At 56.3% G+C, this 16,190-nt stretch carries 11 protein-coding genes and 6 tRNA genes; 9 read left to right on the top strand and 8 right to left on the bottom strand.

The features are described 5' to 3' along the window. The first annotated feature begins 36 nt into the window (after positions 1-36). Together A7P99_RS00550 and A7P99_RS00545 are read left to right on the top strand one after the other, a co-directional pair. On the top strand, positions 37-1,146 hold the full coding sequence (locus A7P99_RS00550; RefSeq protein ID WP_067686463.1) for a class I SAM-dependent methyltransferase: 1,110 nt from the start codon (positions 37-39) through the stop codon (positions 1,144-1,146). 217 nt (positions 1,147-1,363) lie between these two features. Further along, a complete protein-coding gene (locus A7P99_RS00545) occupies positions 1,364-1,615 on the top strand; it encodes a BolA family protein (RefSeq protein ID WP_067446379.1) in 252 nt (83 codons plus the stop codon). A 308-nt stretch (positions 1,616-1,923) separates the two neighbouring features. Here A7P99_RS00545 and A7P99_RS00540 read toward each other — a convergent pair. The 7 genes from A7P99_RS00540 to recB all read right to left on the bottom strand — a co-directional run bounded on the left by A7P99_RS00540 (position 1,924) and on the right by recB (position 6,450). Beyond that, positions 1,924-2,014, bottom strand: a tRNA-Leu gene (locus A7P99_RS00540). 27 nt (positions 2,015-2,041) lie between these two features. After that, positions 2,042-2,119, bottom strand: a tRNA-Cys gene (locus tag A7P99_RS09900). A gap of 81 nt (positions 2,120-2,200) precedes the next feature. Continuing rightward, positions 2,201-2,274 (bottom strand) — tRNA-Cys (locus A7P99_RS00535). 43 nt (positions 2,275-2,317) lie between these two features. Further along, positions 2,318-2,393: transfer RNA gene (locus tag A7P99_RS00530), tRNA-Gly, on the bottom strand. Between the two features lie 31 nt (positions 2,394-2,424). After that, positions 2,425-2,500 (bottom strand) — tRNA-Gly (locus A7P99_RS00525). A 24-nt stretch (positions 2,501-2,524) separates the two neighbouring features. Continuing rightward, positions 2,525-2,600: transfer RNA gene (locus A7P99_RS00520), tRNA-Gly, on the bottom strand. Positions 2,601-2,751: 151 nt separating this feature from the next. Then, on the bottom strand, positions 2,752-6,450 hold the full coding sequence (gene recB / locus A7P99_RS00515; RefSeq protein ID WP_067686191.1) for an exodeoxyribonuclease V subunit beta: 3,699 nt from the start codon (positions 6,448-6,450) through the stop codon (positions 2,752-2,754). A gap of 448 nt (positions 6,451-6,898) precedes the next feature. Here recB and A7P99_RS00510 point away from each other — a divergent pair, with 448 nt between their 5' ends. The 3 genes from A7P99_RS00510 (at position 6,899) to A7P99_RS00500 (ending at position 10,938) form a co-directional block, all read left to right on the top strand. Further along, complete coding sequence (locus tag A7P99_RS00510) at positions 6,899-8,149, top strand: NAD(P)/FAD-dependent oxidoreductase (protein WP_067446373.1); 1,251 nt, start codon at positions 6,899-6,901, stop codon at positions 8,147-8,149. Between the two features lie 184 nt (positions 8,150-8,333). After that, entirely contained in the window at positions 8,334-9,689 is a 1,356-nt protein-coding gene (yegQ, locus tag A7P99_RS00505) for a tRNA 5-hydroxyuridine modification protein YegQ (RefSeq protein ID WP_067527551.1), read from the top strand. 64 nt (positions 9,690-9,753) lie between these two features. Next, a complete protein-coding gene (locus A7P99_RS00500) occupies positions 9,754-10,938 on the top strand; it encodes a sugar transporter (protein WP_067686188.1) in 1,185 nt (394 codons plus the stop codon). 175 nt (positions 10,939-11,113) lie between these two features. Here the strand turns inward: A7P99_RS00500 and msrAB are convergent, their stop codons facing one another. Continuing rightward, positions 11,114-12,715 (bottom strand): bifunctional peptide-methionine (S)-S-oxide reductase MsrA/peptide-methionine (R)-S-oxide reductase MsrB, encoded by a 1,602-nt coding sequence (msrAB, locus tag A7P99_RS00495; protein ID WP_231863690.1) that lies wholly within the window; start codon positions 12,713-12,715, stop codon positions 11,114-11,116. Between the two features lie 313 nt (positions 12,716-13,028). Here msrAB and A7P99_RS00490 point away from each other — a divergent pair, with 313 nt between their 5' ends. The 4 genes from A7P99_RS00490 to A7P99_RS00475 all read left to right on the top strand — a co-directional run bounded on the left by A7P99_RS00490 (position 13,029) and on the right by A7P99_RS00475 (position 15,915). Further along, a complete protein-coding gene (locus A7P99_RS00490) occupies positions 13,029-13,301 on the top strand; it encodes a YbeD family protein (RefSeq protein WP_067438640.1) in 273 nt (90 codons plus the stop codon). Beyond that, complete coding sequence (lipB, locus tag A7P99_RS00485; RefSeq protein ID WP_067438637.1) at positions 13,301-13,924, top strand: lipoyl(octanoyl) transferase LipB; 624 nt, start codon at positions 13,301-13,303, stop codon at positions 13,922-13,924. Before A7P99_RS00490 ends, lipB begins: the two co-directional genes overlap by 1 nt. A gap of 60 nt (positions 13,925-13,984) precedes the next feature. Then, positions 13,985-14,983 (top strand): lipoyl synthase, encoded by a 999-nt coding sequence (gene lipA / locus A7P99_RS00480; protein WP_067438633.1) that lies wholly within the window; start codon positions 13,985-13,987, stop codon positions 14,981-14,983. Between the two features lie 335 nt (positions 14,984-15,318). Continuing rightward, entirely contained in the window at positions 15,319-15,915 is a 597-nt protein-coding gene (locus A7P99_RS00475) for a TIGR00730 family Rossman fold protein (protein ID WP_067527936.1), read from the top strand. Positions 15,916-16,190: the final 275 nt, after the last annotated feature.

Genomic DNA, 16,190 nt, shown 5'->3' with positions numbered 1-16,190 from the left:
AAAGGCTACCTGAAACCCAAACCAAGCGAACCCACTATGCCCCATATCTTCACCTGGCAAGAACAAGGCCAGACCCGTCAAGCCAAATGGCGCAACACCGCCGCGCAGAAGCCGCCTACCGCGCTCACCGTAGCTGAAGCAGGCCTTTCTGCCAAAGCCGCGCTCAAAAGCCTCCGCCAAAGCCAAGCCCTGCTTTGGCGCGGCGATTATCATCAGGCCGTGCAGCTGCTCTCCGCCGTGAAACGCCAGCTTCCCGCCGCCGCCTCGCCCGATTTTCATACTCACCGCATGCAGCAGGCGCAACGCAGCCGGCTGGCCAACATGCTGCTGGTAGAAATCGATGCTGGCTATCAGCTGAACCTGCGGCGCACTCCCGATGTATCCGCCACCCTGGCCGACGTGTTCGGCGAACCAAACAGCGAGCCATTCCTGCTGCCACTCAACCTGCTGCTCGGCTTCATCGGAGCACACCAATGGCACAAAAAAGGCGTGGAAATCGCCGCGCTTGGTGCGCGCATCCATGTGCCGTTCGGCGTATTCTCCCCCTTGCGCGGCGAATATCTCAGCATGATCGCCGACGCACCCCTACCGCCCAGCGCCCAGAGCGCCTTCGATATCGGCACCGGCAGCGGCGTGATTGCCGCCCTGCTCGCCCGGCGCGGTCTCCAAGCGATTACCGCCACCGACAACAGCCCGCGCGCCGTCGCCTGTGCTAGCGCCAATTTCCAACGCCTCGGCCTGTCCCAAATCAAGCTGCTGCAAACCGATCTTTTCCCCGAAGGCTGCGCCGACCTGATCGTTTGCAACCCGCCCTGGCTGCCCGCCAAACCCGCCGCCGATATTGAAACCGCCCTCTACGACCCCGGCAGCGCCATGCTGCAAGCCTTTTTGCAGCAAGCCCCCGCCCACCTCAATCCCGGCGGGCAAATCTGGCTTATCATGTCCGACCTTGCCGAACACCTCGGCCTGCGCCGACCGAATGAACTGGCCGAACGTATCGCCGCCGCCGACCTCACCGTCAGCCAACGCCTCGACACCTGTCCGCAGCACCCCAAAAGCCGCGATGCTGCCAACCCACTCGCCGCTGCCCGCAGCCGCGAAACGGTAAGCCTGTATATTTTGCAACCTGCCGCAGAGGCTACCTGAAGCTTGAACTTCAACGAAGTGAAAACGCAATAGGGTGCAGCATTAGCCAAATCGCTGCCCGAGCAGGCTGTTCTTCAAACCGTATTAAAGTTTCAGGTAGCCCATTACCCGATATAGGCTACCTGAAACTACCCAACACAAACAAAGCGCACCACAACGGTTTACGGTAGAATACGCCCCTCACACAAACCTCTTAAGAAATCAAAAGGAATCCCACATGCTCACTCCCGAACAAGTCCAAGCCATGATTGGCGAAATCATCAACGCCGAAATGATTCAAGTGGAAGGCGACGGCCATCATTTTTTCGCTGCCATCGTGTCTACCGATTTTGAAGGCAAACCCCGCCTTGCCCGTCACCGCCTGATCAAAGATGGCCTCGCCGACCGGCTGGCCAGCAACGAACTGCACGCCCTTTCCATCTCCATAGCCGCCACTCCTGCCGAATGGGCAGCCAAAAACGAGCAGTAATATAGCGCACATTATTAAGCAACCGCCGGCCTGAAATAATCAGGCCGGCGGTTTTGTTGACAAAACTTCTGCAGAAAAATGAGAAGGACCCACCCGCATACTTGTCAAATACACAACTTAAGCAAATTAACTTTAAACCAGTACCACGTCGGCTTACCTTGCCATATTACTCGTACAAGGTTGCCAGCCGCAGACAACACAGAACTATAGCAAGACAAATTAACTCTGTATGAAGTGAAGGACTTAGCAATATATACTTAAGCAGATATTAATTAGACAAAATAAAAGAACCGCTGAAAAGCGGTTTGTGGTGCCCGAGACCGGAATCGAACCGGTACGCTCGTATTAAGGAGCGACGGATTTTAAGTCCGTTGTGTCTACCAATTCCACCACTCGGGCCGGGCTGCGGCTGGCAGCCTGGATGATTGGAGGCGGGGGCGCGGATTTTAACCGGCCTATGCGAGGGTTGCACCCCACGCAGCATAAACACTCTGCCACCCCGCCGTGCTGATTGATGTATGGTTAATTTAAACTAATACCGCGATGGCTATTTGCTGCCTGCGGCTTACATTCACTATGGTATTTTGGAGGCGGGAGTCGGAATCGAACCGGCGTACACGGCTTTGCAGGCCGCTGCATAACCACTTTGCTATCCCGCCAAATTAGCTTTTGGCCGACTGTATCGGCCAAATTGCTAAAACTTGGAGCGGGAAACGAGTCTCGAACTCGCGACCTCAACCTTGGCAAGGTTGCGCTCTACCAACTGAGCTATTCCCGCATAGCACCCGAACCAACAACTAAGTAGATAGTGGAGCGGGAAACGAGTCTCGAACTCGCGACCTCAACCTTGGCAAGGTTGCGCTCTACCAACTGAGCTATTCCCGCTTGGGATTCGGATGATTGAAAACTTGGAGCGGGAAACGAGTCTCGAACTCGCGACCTCAACCTTGGCAAGGTTGCGCTCTACCAACTGAGCTATTCCCGCTTGGGCGTTTTCCGGCTGCGCCATACTTACGAAAACGGCATATTATAGGTAGATTTGACAAATAGTCAACATCCATTCTGGAAAACTTGGCTAAGGATTGTTATTTATGCTGATTTTTCTGCCACGCCTTTCCCCGTCGGCACGGCTGCGACTATTCGAGCCATTCTTGCAGGGTGGAAACAGGGATGTCCCAGCACCACAGGCCTTCTTGGCCGTGCGGATTCAGGCCGCGCACAAACAGGTAGCGAACATAGATGTATTCGGGCAGGGCATGGCGTTGTTTCAGGTAGCGTGCGGTGGCTACGGCATAAATCAGCGCCTGCAGGTAATAATGGTGTTCGCTCACCGCCGCACTCATGGCGGCTTGGCCGTAATCTGCCAAATGATTGCCCAAGTGGTTGGATTTGTGGTCGATTACGCATACCCTGCCATTTTCGTCTGCCGCAATTAGGTCGATGAAACCGTTGAGGAAACCGTTTACGGTATGGAAATCCAGCTGCAGCAGATGGGCGGCGGCATTTTCAGGTAGCCCGATGTCGGGACGGGCAAACCAACGGCGCAGGCGTTTCAAACCGAAATCGTGCAGGTGTAGCACGAAGCCCATTTCCGCTACGCAGCTATCGGCGGGGATATCAGCCAACTGCATATTCTCTACCAATGGTGCACGGCGCACGGCTTCTACCATTTCCAACACCGCCGGCAGCCATGGTTCGGCCTCAAAGCCGTGTTTGACCAAGATATCGGCATAGGATGCCGCTTGTTCGGCGGTGGGGCAAACGAAATCGGTTTTTTCTAAAATACTGTGCAGGCAGATGCCGGGGGTGGTGCCGGCGGGGAAGGCTAGCAGAGCGGTTTCGGCTTCGTTTGGCCATAAGTCGCCCTGTCCGTTTGGCTGAACTGCATTTTGACCGTTGGAACGCAACTCGTTGTTTGCGCTTTCAGGTAGCCTTTCGGTTTCGGCAGCGGGGTTTTCATCAGCCAGCAGGCTTTCAGGTAGCCACTCTTCGGCAGCAAGGGTTCGGCGGCTCAGGCCGGTAAAGCTGGTGTGGCGGATAAATTGCAGCGGCCGCTCGGGCAGCACGAGGGCGCGGTAGCTGCCCTGTTGTTCATCGCGGGCGTGGTAGCGGGCTTCGGGCGGCTCGTCTTCCAGCCATTGCAGCTGGCCGGGTGCGGCGCTTTGGATGCGCTTAAGCCAAGCCTGTCGCAGGGCTTCGGCTCGGCCTTGGCCTTCAAAACTGCTCCAATGGCTGCGGATGGCATGACAATCGTCCTCACCTGTTTCAGCCAAGAGATAGGCGAAGGTGTTTTCCGGAGTGTTGCTGCAGGGGGCGGCGTAAATCACGAGCTGCTCGCGGGCGCGGGTGAGCGCAACATACAAGAGGCGCAGGCGTTCGCCGAGGTCTTCGGCAAACAGCTGCCGCTCGTCTTCTTCGCCCAGCTGGGCCTTGGCCAACAATAGGTTGCGGCCGTTGCTTTGGCTGATGATGTTCCAGTCTTTTACCAAATCGCGGCTGGCATCCCACACGAAAGGGCAAAACACCAGCGGGTATTCCAGCCCTTTGGCGGCGTGCATGGTAACGATTTTTACCAAGTCTTCGTCGCTTTCCAGCCGCAGCTGGTATTCTTTATTCCCCTTATCCTCCCTATCATTTTTATTTTCTTTGCTTTTCTTGTTTTTCTTGCTACTTTTCAGCCGCATTTCCAACCATTGCGCCAATGCAACTGGGCTGGCACATTCAGCAGTGGCCAGCGCCAGGATTTCGGCCAGCTGCCAGAAATTGGTGAAGCTGTGTTCGTTTCGGGTGTGTAGAAGGTGCTGCTCAAGGCCGCTTTGGCGGGCGAAACGGGTGAGCGCGGTGTAGATGCCGTGCTGCTGCCAGGCTTCAGCGGCGGTTTCGGCCAGGGTGATCCACTCGGCCAAACGGTTTTCGTTGCCATTCAATTCGGCCAGGTCTTGCGCGGCGTAGCCATAGAAAATGCCGCCGAGCACGAAGCGCAGGTATTCAGTTTGCTGCGGTGCCAGCCAAAACAGCAACAGGGCATGCAGGGCTTCGGCTTCGGGCGTGTCGAACACTGATTGCTGTTGCAGCAATACGCTGCGCACACCCCGGCGCTTGAGCGCGCGCGCGACCAGGGCGGCTTCGCTGTGGGTGCGAACCAATACGGCCACCTGGCCCGGATGCAGCGGCATGTTTTCGCCGCCGTGTTTGCCACCGATAGAAAGGCTACCTGAAAGCGCCTGATTAAGCCGTGCGGCAATTTCGCGGGCGCAATAATCGGCACAGAGCTCGCGCAAAGAATCTTTATTCGGCAACTTCCCTTCGCTTTCGCCAGCCGGATTGATCCAGCGCACGGCCACAGCGGCTTCAGGCGCGGGGCGGAGCAAGCTCTCGATGCGGGCGGCCTGCACATTAGGATAGGCAATCTGTGGCAGCACGAAGGGGCGGCTGCGGGCGGAAAACAGATGGCCGATGCCGTTTACCAAATTGCGGTAGCTGCGGTAGTTGGTGTGCAGGGTGTAGCTTTGCTCGGGGGCGGTATCGGCGGCAGCGGCGAGGTAGGCATGGATGTCGGCACCGCGAAAGCCGTAGATGGCCTGCTTGGGGTCGCCCACCAAAAATACGGGCACGCCTTGGCGGATAAAGGCGGTGTGGAAAATGGCATATTGCAGCGGGTCGGTGTCTTGGAATTCGTCGATGAGCGCCACGCGCCATTTGGCCGCCAGGGCTTGGGCGAGCGCTTCCGCCTGCTCGGGATGTTCGGGGTTGGACAGGGCGGCATGCACATCGAGCAGCAAGTCGTCGTAGTCGCGGCGCGGGCTGCGGCGCTTGTCTTCGGCCAAACGGGTTTTCAGGTAGCCCAAACATTCAAGTTTGAGGCGGATGGCGGCTTCCTGCTCGGCCTCGCTAATTTCGGCCAGTCGGCGGCCGAGAACGGCCAAGGGCTGCAGGGCGGCGATGTCGGCTTCTTCAATATGCTGGTTTTTCCGGATTTTGCCGCGCAGGGCGTTGTCTTCAAAACACAGCAGCTTGTCCGGCCTGGAAAGCACGGGCTGCTCCAAGCCTTCTTGTGCGGCTTGCCGGAGCTCGGTAAACAGGGTGTCGATAGAGGCATTGAAAGTATTGCCGTTGAGCTGCGGCTTGATGCGGCGGTATACGGCTTCGATTTCGTCCACATTCCGTTGCAGCTTCTGCCAAGCGGCATTGCGGCCTTTCAATATTTGCGGCAGGCGGTTTTCAGGTAGCCTGTAGTCCACAAAGGCGCGTTTGAGGCTACCTGAAAATTCGGCCAGCACGGAAGCGGGAGTGATACCGAAGCGGGCAGCGATGCGTGCGTTTTGTGGGTGGTCGGCCACGTATTCGCGCCAAAAATCCTGTGCGGCCACCAGGCGGGCGGCGGTGTCGGCGGGGCCGGTTTCCAGCTCGAAGGGCACGCCGCACAAAAAGGCGTAGTCACCCAGCACGCGCAGGCAGAAGCCGTGGATGGTGTAGATGGCGGCGGTGTCGAAGCCGGAAAGGGCGGCCTGCAGCTGCAGGATGAGTTTACTGCGCTCTTGTTTGGTCAATGCTTCGGCCAGCAGGTGTTGCAGAAATTCATCGGCCGGCGTTTCCCCGCTTTGCAGAGCAGCCAGGGCTTCGCCCAGCTGAGCGCGCAGGCGGTTTTTCAGCTCAGCGGTGGCAGCATCGGTGAAGGTAACCACCAGTATGTTTTCCGGCACCCAGCCTTCGAGCACCACCAAGCGGGTAAATAGCGCGGCAATATTGTAAGTTTTACCCGTGCCGGCGGAAGCCTCGACAAGGTGGGTGCCCTGCGGCGGCAGCGACAGTTGTGCAACGTGGAAATCCTGCATGGCGGGGTCCTTGGAGTTTCAGGTAACCTGGATAACGGGCAATATTGTACGGCCTTCTTGGAACAGTAGAGGATTAAATTTGTCTCCGACATCGGGCTGCGAGCCGCCAACTGCAACTAAGGCACAGCAAGGCGGGCTCACACCACAGCGGAAGCGAAGTTAATCCGCTAATTTGAAAACCAATACGGCTTGGCAGGCTAATTGCTTTCAGGTAGCCTATAGGCCTATTGCTTACTGGGCAACACAGCTCTAGCAGGCAGGAGCGGTGCCGTATTGCTCACGGCGGTTGGTTTCAGACAATTTTTATCTAATTCATTTATAATCAAACCAATTTCTAAGCCATTTAAGCCTTGCCGCCGTGCGTGGGGTGTGCCGACAAAGCAGATGCAAATGAATAATCTTGCCAACGCCCGCAGAGTCGGGCGGAAACGAATAATAAAGGGAAAACATGATTCAGCATTACGACGTCGTCATCATCGGTGCCGGCCCCTCGGGGACGGTGGCGGCCGCTTTGTTGAACAAGCGGGGATTTAATGTTTGCGTGGTGGAAAAGCAGCATTTCCCACGTTTCGTTATCGGCGAGAGCCTGCTGCCGTACTGCATAGAGCTGCTGCATGAGGCCGGTTTCCTGCCCGCCGTGCAAGCCGGCTTCGGCTTTCAATATAAAAACGGCTTTGCCTTATCTTGGGGCGAACACAACACCAGCTTTAAATTCACCGACAAATTCTCCCCCGGCCCTTCTACTGCATTTAATGTAGAGCGTACCCGTTTCGACAAAATCTTGATTGACGAAGCCATCAAGCAGGGCGTAACTGTGCAGTTCGGCTCCACGGTAAAGGCCTTCGACAACCACGGTGATTTCGCCAAACTGGTGGTGCAACAGGAAGGTGGCGACCCTTATGTGCTGGGTGCGCGCTTCGTGCTGGACGCCAGCGGCTACCATCGTGTACTGCCGCGCATGCTCAGTTGGGACATCCCCTCCGACCTGCCCTTACGCCACGTGCACTTCACCCACATCGACGATCACATCACCGACCCAGCCTTCGACCGCAACAAAAACCTGGTGTGCATCCACCCCGAACACCGCGACATTTGGCTGTGGCTGATTCCCTTTTCCAACGGCCGCTCCTCCATCGGTGTAGTAGGACTGCCTGAAAAACTTGGGCTGGAAAGTTCCACCGTTATCCTGAAGAAATTCGCCCTGGAAGTGCCAATCTTGCGCCGCATTTTGAAAAACACGCAATGGGATAACGACTTCCCGTTCATCTACCTGCCTGGCTATTCCGCTAGCGTAAAATCGCTCTACGGTCGCCACTTCGCCCTTTTGGGTAACGCCGCCGAATTTCTCGACCCGGTATTCTCCTCCGGCGTAACCATCGCCACCCACTCGGCCAAACTCGCCGCCGATTTGGTGGCCCGCCAGCTGAATGGCCAGCAGGTAAACTGGCAAAACGAATTCGCCCGCCCGCTGATGTCCGGCGTAAACGTGTTCCGGCACTATGTGGATGCCTGGTATTCCGGTACACTGCAAGACATGATTTTCAGCAGCCAACGTACACCGGAAACCGACCGCATGCTCAGCGCCGTGTTTGCCGGCTACGTGTGGGACCAAAACAACCCCTATGTGCACGACGCACAACTCTTCACCTCGCAGATTTGGGAGCCCGCACCCAAGCACGACTCGGCAGAAACCGGTTAGTCGCTATTTTGCGCTATAATCCGTTTGACTGCCGCTTCTGTGGAAGCCGATGTTTTTCAGGTAGCCTACTTAAGAGGCTACCTGAAAATCTTTAGAGGCTACCTGAAAGTAATGTCTTGGCGTAGCCAAAGCTGATCTTCTGCGAAGCAAAAATCTTTATTATTCCAATTACATATTTATCATCATGAAATCTCCCGAACTCCTTCTTCCCGCCGGCGGTCCCGAGCGCATGCGTACTGCTTTCGATTACGGCGCCGATGCTGTGTATGCCGGCAGCCCGCGCTATTCCCTGCGCGCCCGCAACAACGAATTCGCCAAGCTCGACGTATTGCAGGCCGGCATTACCGAAGCCCATACACGCGGCAAAAAGTTCTACCTCACCGTCAATACCCTGCCGCACAACAGCAAGCTCAAAACCTTTGTGGCCGATATGGAGCCGCTGGTTGCCATGAAGCCAGACGCGCTGATTATGGCCGACCCCGGCTTGATTATGGTTACCCGCGAACGCTGGCCCGATATGCCCGTCCATCTCTCCGTGCAGGCCAACACCACCAACTACTGGGGCGTGAAATTCTGGCAGCGCATCGGCGTGGAACGCATTATTTTGTCGCGCGAATTGAGCATGGAAGAAATCGCCGAAATCCGCCAAGAATGCCCCGATGTCGAGCTCGAAGTATTCGTGCACGGCGCACTCTGCATCGCCTATTCCGGCCGCTGCCTGCTCTCCGGCTACTTCAACCACCGCGACCCCAACCAAGGCACCTGCACTAACTCCTGCCGCTGGGACTATAAAGTCCACCCTGCCGAAATCGACGAAATGGGCGACGCCCGCCTGCTGCAAGGCTTTGATTTCAACAAAGCCCAAGAAGAAGCCAACGCCGCCTTCGAAGGCATCAACGGCCAAGTGCGCCACCCCGCCGCCAATAAAATCTTCCTCATAGAAGAGAGCAACCGCCCCGGCGAAATGATGCCGATTATGGAAGACGAACACGGCACCTACATCATGAACTCCAAAGACCTGCGCGCCGTAGAACAAGTGGCCGAGCTCGCCCGCATCGGCGTGGACAGCCTCAAAGTTGAAGGCCGCACCAAATCTGTGTATTACGTGGCGCGCGTGGCTCAGGCCTACCGCAAAGCCATCGACGATGCCGTAGCCGGCCGCCCCTTCGACTACAGCCTGCTGGCCGAACTGGAAGGCCTCGCCAACCGCGGCTACACCACCGGCTTCCTCGAGCGCCACCAAACGCAAGACTACCAAAACTACCTCACCGGCCATTCCGTGGCCAAGCAAAGCCAATATGTCGGCCACGTTACCGAAATCGACACCGAAGGCTGGGCCACTGTGGAAGTGAAAAACCGCTTCGCCGTGGGCGACACACTGGAAATCATTCACCCGCAGGGCAACCAAACCATCGTGCTGCAAGCCATGAAGCGTAGGGGCGAAGCGGCGGAAGTTGCCCCCGGCAACGGCATTCAGGTGCAGATTCCGAATATGGTGGGCAGGGATAAGGCACTGATTGCAAGAATATTGAACCCTTAAACCGCCTGCTGGATCAGAGTTTAAAGGCTACCTGAAAACATTACTTCGCTTTCCATATACGCCCATGCTCAAACATCACCCCCATGCCCCCATCCTACTGGCCTATCTGCGCGTGTTTGCGATTTCGGTGGCGGCCTTTGTGGTATGCACCACCGAATTCATCCCCATCGCCATGCTCACCGATATTGGCAAGGGCTTCAATATGTCTGCCGCCGACACGGGTATCATGATTACCGTGTATGCCTGGGTAGTATCGCTGGCTTCGTTGCCGTTGATGCTGCTGGCAGCCAACGCGGAACGGCGCAGGCTGCTGCTTGCGCTGTTTGCCGTGTTTGTGGCCGGGCACGGGCTTTCCGCTGTGGCGTGGAGCTTTCCCGTGCTCTTGGCTTCGCGCGTGCTGATTGCCTTTACCCACGCGCTGTTTTGGGCCATCACCGCTTCACTAGTGATGCGTCTGGCACCAGTGGGCAGGCGGCAGCAAACTTTGGGCTGGCTCTCATTGGGCACATCTATGGCCACGGTGTTGGGTTTGCCGTTGGGGCGGCTGGTGGGGCAGTGGCTGGGCTGGCGGGTTACCTTCGCACTGATCGGCGTGCTGGCTTTGGGCGTGATGGTGCTTTTAGCCAAAATCCTGCCGCACTTGGAAAGCAAAAACGCCGGCTCGCTGAAAAGTCTGCCACTCTTAGCCAAACGCCCTCACCTATTGGGGATGTATGCGATGGCAGTGCTCATTGTGAGCGCCCATTCCACAGCCTATAGCTACATCGAGCCTTATGTGCTGGAAATTACCCATATGCCGCCGGATACAGCCACGGCGCTGCTGCTGGTATTCGGCCTGTCGGGCATGATGGCGAGCTGGCTGTATTCGCGCTTCTATCCAAAACACCCGAATCCCACTCTACTCAGCTCGGCAGCCTTGCTGCTGGTTTCATTACTGCTGTTGAGACCTTTAGGCGGCAGCACGGCAGCCATGTTTGCACTCTCGCTGGTTTGGGGAACTGGCATCGGGGTATTGGGCTTGAGCATGGTTGCCCATGTGATCCGCTACGCTCCGGATGCCACCGATGTGGCCAATGCGATTTACTCTGGCAGCTACAACATCGGCATCGGCATCGGCGCGCTCTTGGGCGGCATCATCTCGCGCCACTGGGGGCTGGGTACGCTAGGCTGGGTGGGCACCGCCCTAGCCGCTGCCGCTCTAGCAGTATTTGCGTGGACGCAGCTTGGCTTTAAAATAAAACAGAATTGAGATGGATACACTGAGTATTTAAGAGGCTAACTGAAGATAAACAACCAAACGGCTGCCTGCCATACAAAAAGGCTACCTGAAAACTTCCTATCCCTTTTCAGGTAGCCTATCCGCTATCTATACAAAACAAAGGCTACCTGAACCTTCAGGTAGCCTTTTCTGCATTTATCCACACTTAATGCAAATCTTTCAGGTAGCTGCCGTAGCCCTGCTGCTGCATTTGGTTTTCGGGGATGAAGCGCAGGCTGGCACCGTTGATGCAGTAGCGCAGGCCGCCGCGGTCTTTTGGGCCGTCGGGGAAGACGTGGCCGAGGTGGGAGTGGGCAGCGCTGCTGCGCACTTCGGTGCGGTGCATATGGTAGCTGTAGTCGTCGTGTTCGGTGATGGCATCAGGACTGATGGGACGGGTGAAGCTGGGCCAGCCACAGTGGGAGTTGAATTTGTCGCGGCTACTAAACAGAGGCTGACCGCTAACAATATCAACATACAGGCCGGGCTCGAACAGGTCATCATACTGGTGACTGAAGGCACGTTCAGTGTCACCTTTTTGGGTAACGCGGTATTGCTCGTCGGTGAGAGTGCGGCGCAGGGTGGCGTCGTCTGGCTTGCGGTAGGTGGCAGGGTTGAAGCCTTTGGCGGGGGCAGGGCTGCTTCCCTCGGCAGGGTCAAGCGGCTTGTCAGCGAGGCCGATGTCGATGTGGCAGTAGCCGTTGGGGTTTTTGGCGAGGTAGTCTTGGTGATAGGCCTCGGCAGGATAGAAGTGTTGCAAGGGCAGGGCTTCCACTACGATGGGACGGCGATGTTTACGCTGTTCGGCAGCCAGGGCGGCGCGTACGGTCTTAGCTTCGGCAGGGTCGGTGTAGTAGATGCCGGTGCGGTATTGGCGGCCTCGGTCGTTACCTTGCTGATTGAGCGAGGTGGGGTCGATAACGCGGAAGTAGTAGCGTAGAAGGTCTGCTAGGCTGATGCGCTCGGGGTCGTAATCCACCTTCACGGTTTCAGCGTGGCCGCTGCCGCGGATTACATCTTCATAGCTGGGGTTGGCAGTTTGACCGTTAGCGTAGCCGGATACGGCATCCACCACGCCAGGCAGGCGCTGCATATAGGCTTCCACACCCCAGAAGCAGCCACCGGCAAGGTAGATGGTTTTGGTCTGTGCGGTGCGGCGGCTGCCGTCGGCGGCGGTGTAGTGCTGCTGTACGGGCACGGCGGCGAGGTCGGCATTAGGGTTATCGAGTAAGGCGAGGGCTTGTTCATGCTGCAAACTACCTTTGTGCACGCGCAAGATTTCTCCGTCGGCAGAGAGTAATACCCAGCTAGGATACACACCAACACCGGCGGCTTTGGCTAGGCTGCCGTCGTCGAGGGCTACCTGAAGGCCGGGGTAGTCTAGCTTAGCAAACCATTCTTTAAATTCGGCTTCTGGCTTTTCGCCGAGGAAGCCAGGCGAGGCAATGGTAATCAGGTTAGCACGGGCATTTTCGCCGGAAAACTCGGCAGATTGCTGCCATTCGGCAGTAGTTTGTAACTCGCTCAAACACAAGGGGCACCAGCTGGCCCAGAATTTAACCAATGTGGGGCGGTTACTTTTGAGTAGGGTTTGTACGGGCTGACCGCCGGGAGTGTGCAAGGAAACGAGGCGTTGAGCAAAGGCGGGGTTACTGGGCATGGCATGGGCTCCAGGTTTGGCTTGGGCGATGAATTTGGGGGCAAAAAAGCCGAGGATGAGAACGGCTGGAATGATAGCGGCTAAGAATAGCAATATTTTGCGTAGCATAGTTTGAGCTTTCGAAAAAGTGGAAGACATAGCTTAGACGGAACAGGCAGCGGTTTTCTGACACACTATAGCGGTTCCCCTTTCGGAATGAAACAAAGTAGCGAACCAATCCCGTATCATTCTTAATTTAAGGCAGACATAAAAAAACAGGCATTTAATCTTTTCAGGTAGCCTTTATCCGGCGCCAAAGGCTACCTGAAACCCTATTTCCGCCACACCGCGGCGTGTTGTTCAAGCCATCGGTTTTCCAGTAAAATGCCGCCTTGATTATACCGCGCCGCCACTCCGAACGGCGGCCGTTTGAAAGGCCACCATGAGCGAAACCAACCAAGAAACCCTGCTGGAATTCCCCTGCCGCTTCTCCATCAAAATCATGGGCGCCAAACATCCCGAATTTGCTGTGCAGATATTGGAAACCGTGCGCCTGCACGCGCCAGACACCGCCGAACACGATATGCGTCACCGCGAAAGTAGTCACGGCAACTATCAGGGCATAACCGTTACCATAAACGCCCACAGCAAGTCGCAGCTCGATAATATTTACCTAGCACTCACCTCACACCCCTTGGTGAAAGTGGTGCTGTGATGAAAGTCATCCAGCTTGGCTTGGCCGAATACAGCCCGATTTTCCACGCCATGGAAGCCTTCACCGATGCCCGCAGCGAGCGCACGAAAGACGAGCTTTGGGTGGTGGAACATCCGCCCGTGTTCACTCAAGGCATGGCCGGCAAAGCCGAGCATCTCTTGGCACGCAGCAACATCCCCGTGGTGCAGATCGACCGTGGCGGCCAAATTACCTACCACGGCCCCGGCCAGCTGGTGGTATATACCCTAATCGACTTCAAACGCCGCAAAATCAGCGTGCGCGACTTGGTAAGCCGTTTGGAAAACAGCATCATCGCCACCCTAGCTGAATACGGCATCTTCGCCGCAGCCGACCCGAAACGTCCCGGCGTGTATGTGGAAGGCAAAAAAATCGCCTCGCTCGGCCTGCGCATCAAACGCGGCGCGGTATATCACGGCTTGGCATTAAACGTAAATATGGACTTAAGCCCCTTCCGCCAAATCAACCCCTGCGGCTACGCCGAGCTGGAAATGACTCAAATCGCCGACTTGGTACAGCCCGTCCCCTCCGTGGCCGACGTGGCCGCCAAACTGACCAACCATTTGCAGCAGCAGTTGAGGCTACCTGAAAAACAGGCCGACTGACCACCCGCCGGCTACCTGAAAAGTACACACCACATTGAAAACACAGCAAAGGAACAAGCCATGGCCACAGAAAACCCCGCCAAACAAGACAACAGCCGCGGCGTAAAACACAAAGGTGCGGCCAAAGTTGCCCGTATCCCAATTAAGGTTGTGCCGCTGGAGCAGAAACTGAAAAAACCAGAATGGATTCGCGCCCAGCTGCCCACCGGCAAGAAGTTCTTTGAAATCAAAAATATCCTGCGCGATCAGAAAATGCACACCGTGTGCGAAGAAGCCAGCTGCCCCAATATCGGCGAATGCTTCAGCCGCGGCACCGCCACCTTCATGATTATGGGTGATATCTGCACTCGCCGCTGCCCCTTCTGCGATGTCGGCCACGGCCGCCCCAACGCGCTCGATACCGAAGAGCCGCAACATCTCGCCTCCAGCGTGGCCGCCATGAATTTGCGCTACGTTGTTATCACCTCGGTAGACCGTGACGATTTGCGCGATGGCGGCGCCCAGCACTTTGCCGACTGCATCACTGCCATCCGCGAGCGCAGCCCCAATACTAAAATCGAAATCCTCGTACCCGATTTCCGCGGCCGCATGGATATTGCCCTCGAAATTCTGGCCAAAACCCCGCCCGATGTGATGAACCACAACCTAGAAACCCACCCGCGCCTCTACAAACAGGCCCGCCCCGGCGCCAACTACCAGCATTCGCTCGAGCTGCTGCGCCGCTATAAAGAAATGATGCCGCACATCCCCACCAAATCCGGCATCATGGTAGGCTTGGGCGAAACCGACGATGAAGTGCGCGAAATCATGCGCGATATGCGTGCCAACAACATCGAAATGATCACTGTGGGGCAATACCTGCAGCCCAGCAACAGCCACCTGCCCGTATTGCGCTACGTTACCCCCGAAATGTTCAAGCAGTTCGAACATGAAGCCTACGCCATAGGTTTTACCAACGCTGCTATCGGTGCCATGGTGCGCTCCAGCTACCACGCCGACGCACAAGCGGCCGAAGCCATGGCCTCGGCCGGCGGTGGCGGCTGCCACCACGGGCATTAACGATACACGCCAAACAGGCTGCCGATTACTTCGGCAGCCTGTTTTTTTTGCACCATACAAGTTTCAGGCTACCTGAAAAGCTGTTGTAGCATTTTCAGGTAGCCTTTGCCCGCCCTACCCTCCGGCTTGTGCGCAAAAATTCCTATTTCGCTATAATTCACCCTTTCACCTTTACCGGCTAATTGCCGAAACCACTACCCTCCAAGAGGATAAGGCCTGCACCAAGCTGCCGAATATAGATGCAGTTTTAAGACGTGTACATGCAACCAAGAAATATACCTCGAGCAGTATTTAGCCAAGACCTCGGGCTACCTGAAAGAATAAATATGAATGCTATGAACAACATCGTCGTTTATTGCGGCTCCAACCTAGGCGAAGACCCGAGCTACAGCCAAGCCGCCCGCGAGCTGGGGCGTGCTATTGCCGAACGTGGCAGCCGGCTGGTGTATGGTGGTGGCGGCATCGGCCTGATGGGCGAAGTGGCTTCTGCCGCCCTGGCTGCCGGCGGCAAAGTAACCGGCATCATCCCCACCTTCCTGCGCCACGAAGAAATGGCGCACGGCCGCCTCACCGAGCTCATCATCACCAACAATATGGCCGAGCGGCGCACCAAAATGATTGAGCAGGCCGATGCCTTCATCGCCCTGCCCGGCGGGCTGGGTACATACGAAGAGCTGTTTGAAGTACTCTCTGCCGCTCAACTCAAGCTGCACAGCAAACCCATCGGCCTGCTCAATATCAACGGCTTTTTCGATCCCATTACCACCCTGTTGCAGCACACTGCCAACCAAGGTTTCATGCCCACCGCCAATACCGGCCTAGTATGTGTGGACAGTGGCATCTCTGCCCTGCTGGATAAAATGTCTGCCTACCGCTTCCAAGACGTACCCAAATGGCAATGCCCCGCTTGGCAGCGGGCAGAGGCTACCTGAAAATATGGCCAAAGGCACTTCATATCCTAATTGCGTTAACTCACCTTACCGTACTCCTGTATTGTCTGTGGCTTGCCGCCCTGTAGGAAAATGTGCTCTACATAATACCCCCTCCCAATATATTTGCGGGAAACTTATTTTTCTCAACGATTAAATACCCCAGTACCCACCATCTCCATTTACGCAAATTCACACTCAACCCTTGCTGCCAGCACCTTCCCACCAGCTCCCTTTAGTTAGTATGTTTACTCTAAAATTTTCTGACTAAAGTCAAC

This window comes from Eikenella sp. NML120348 (genome assembly GCF_001648435.1).
Classification (GTDB): domain Bacteria; phylum Pseudomonadota; class Gammaproteobacteria; order Burkholderiales; family Neisseriaceae; genus Eikenella; species Eikenella exigua.
Note: the sequence above shows the minus strand (reverse complement) of the source record. Positions and strands in the feature narration are given on the sequence as shown.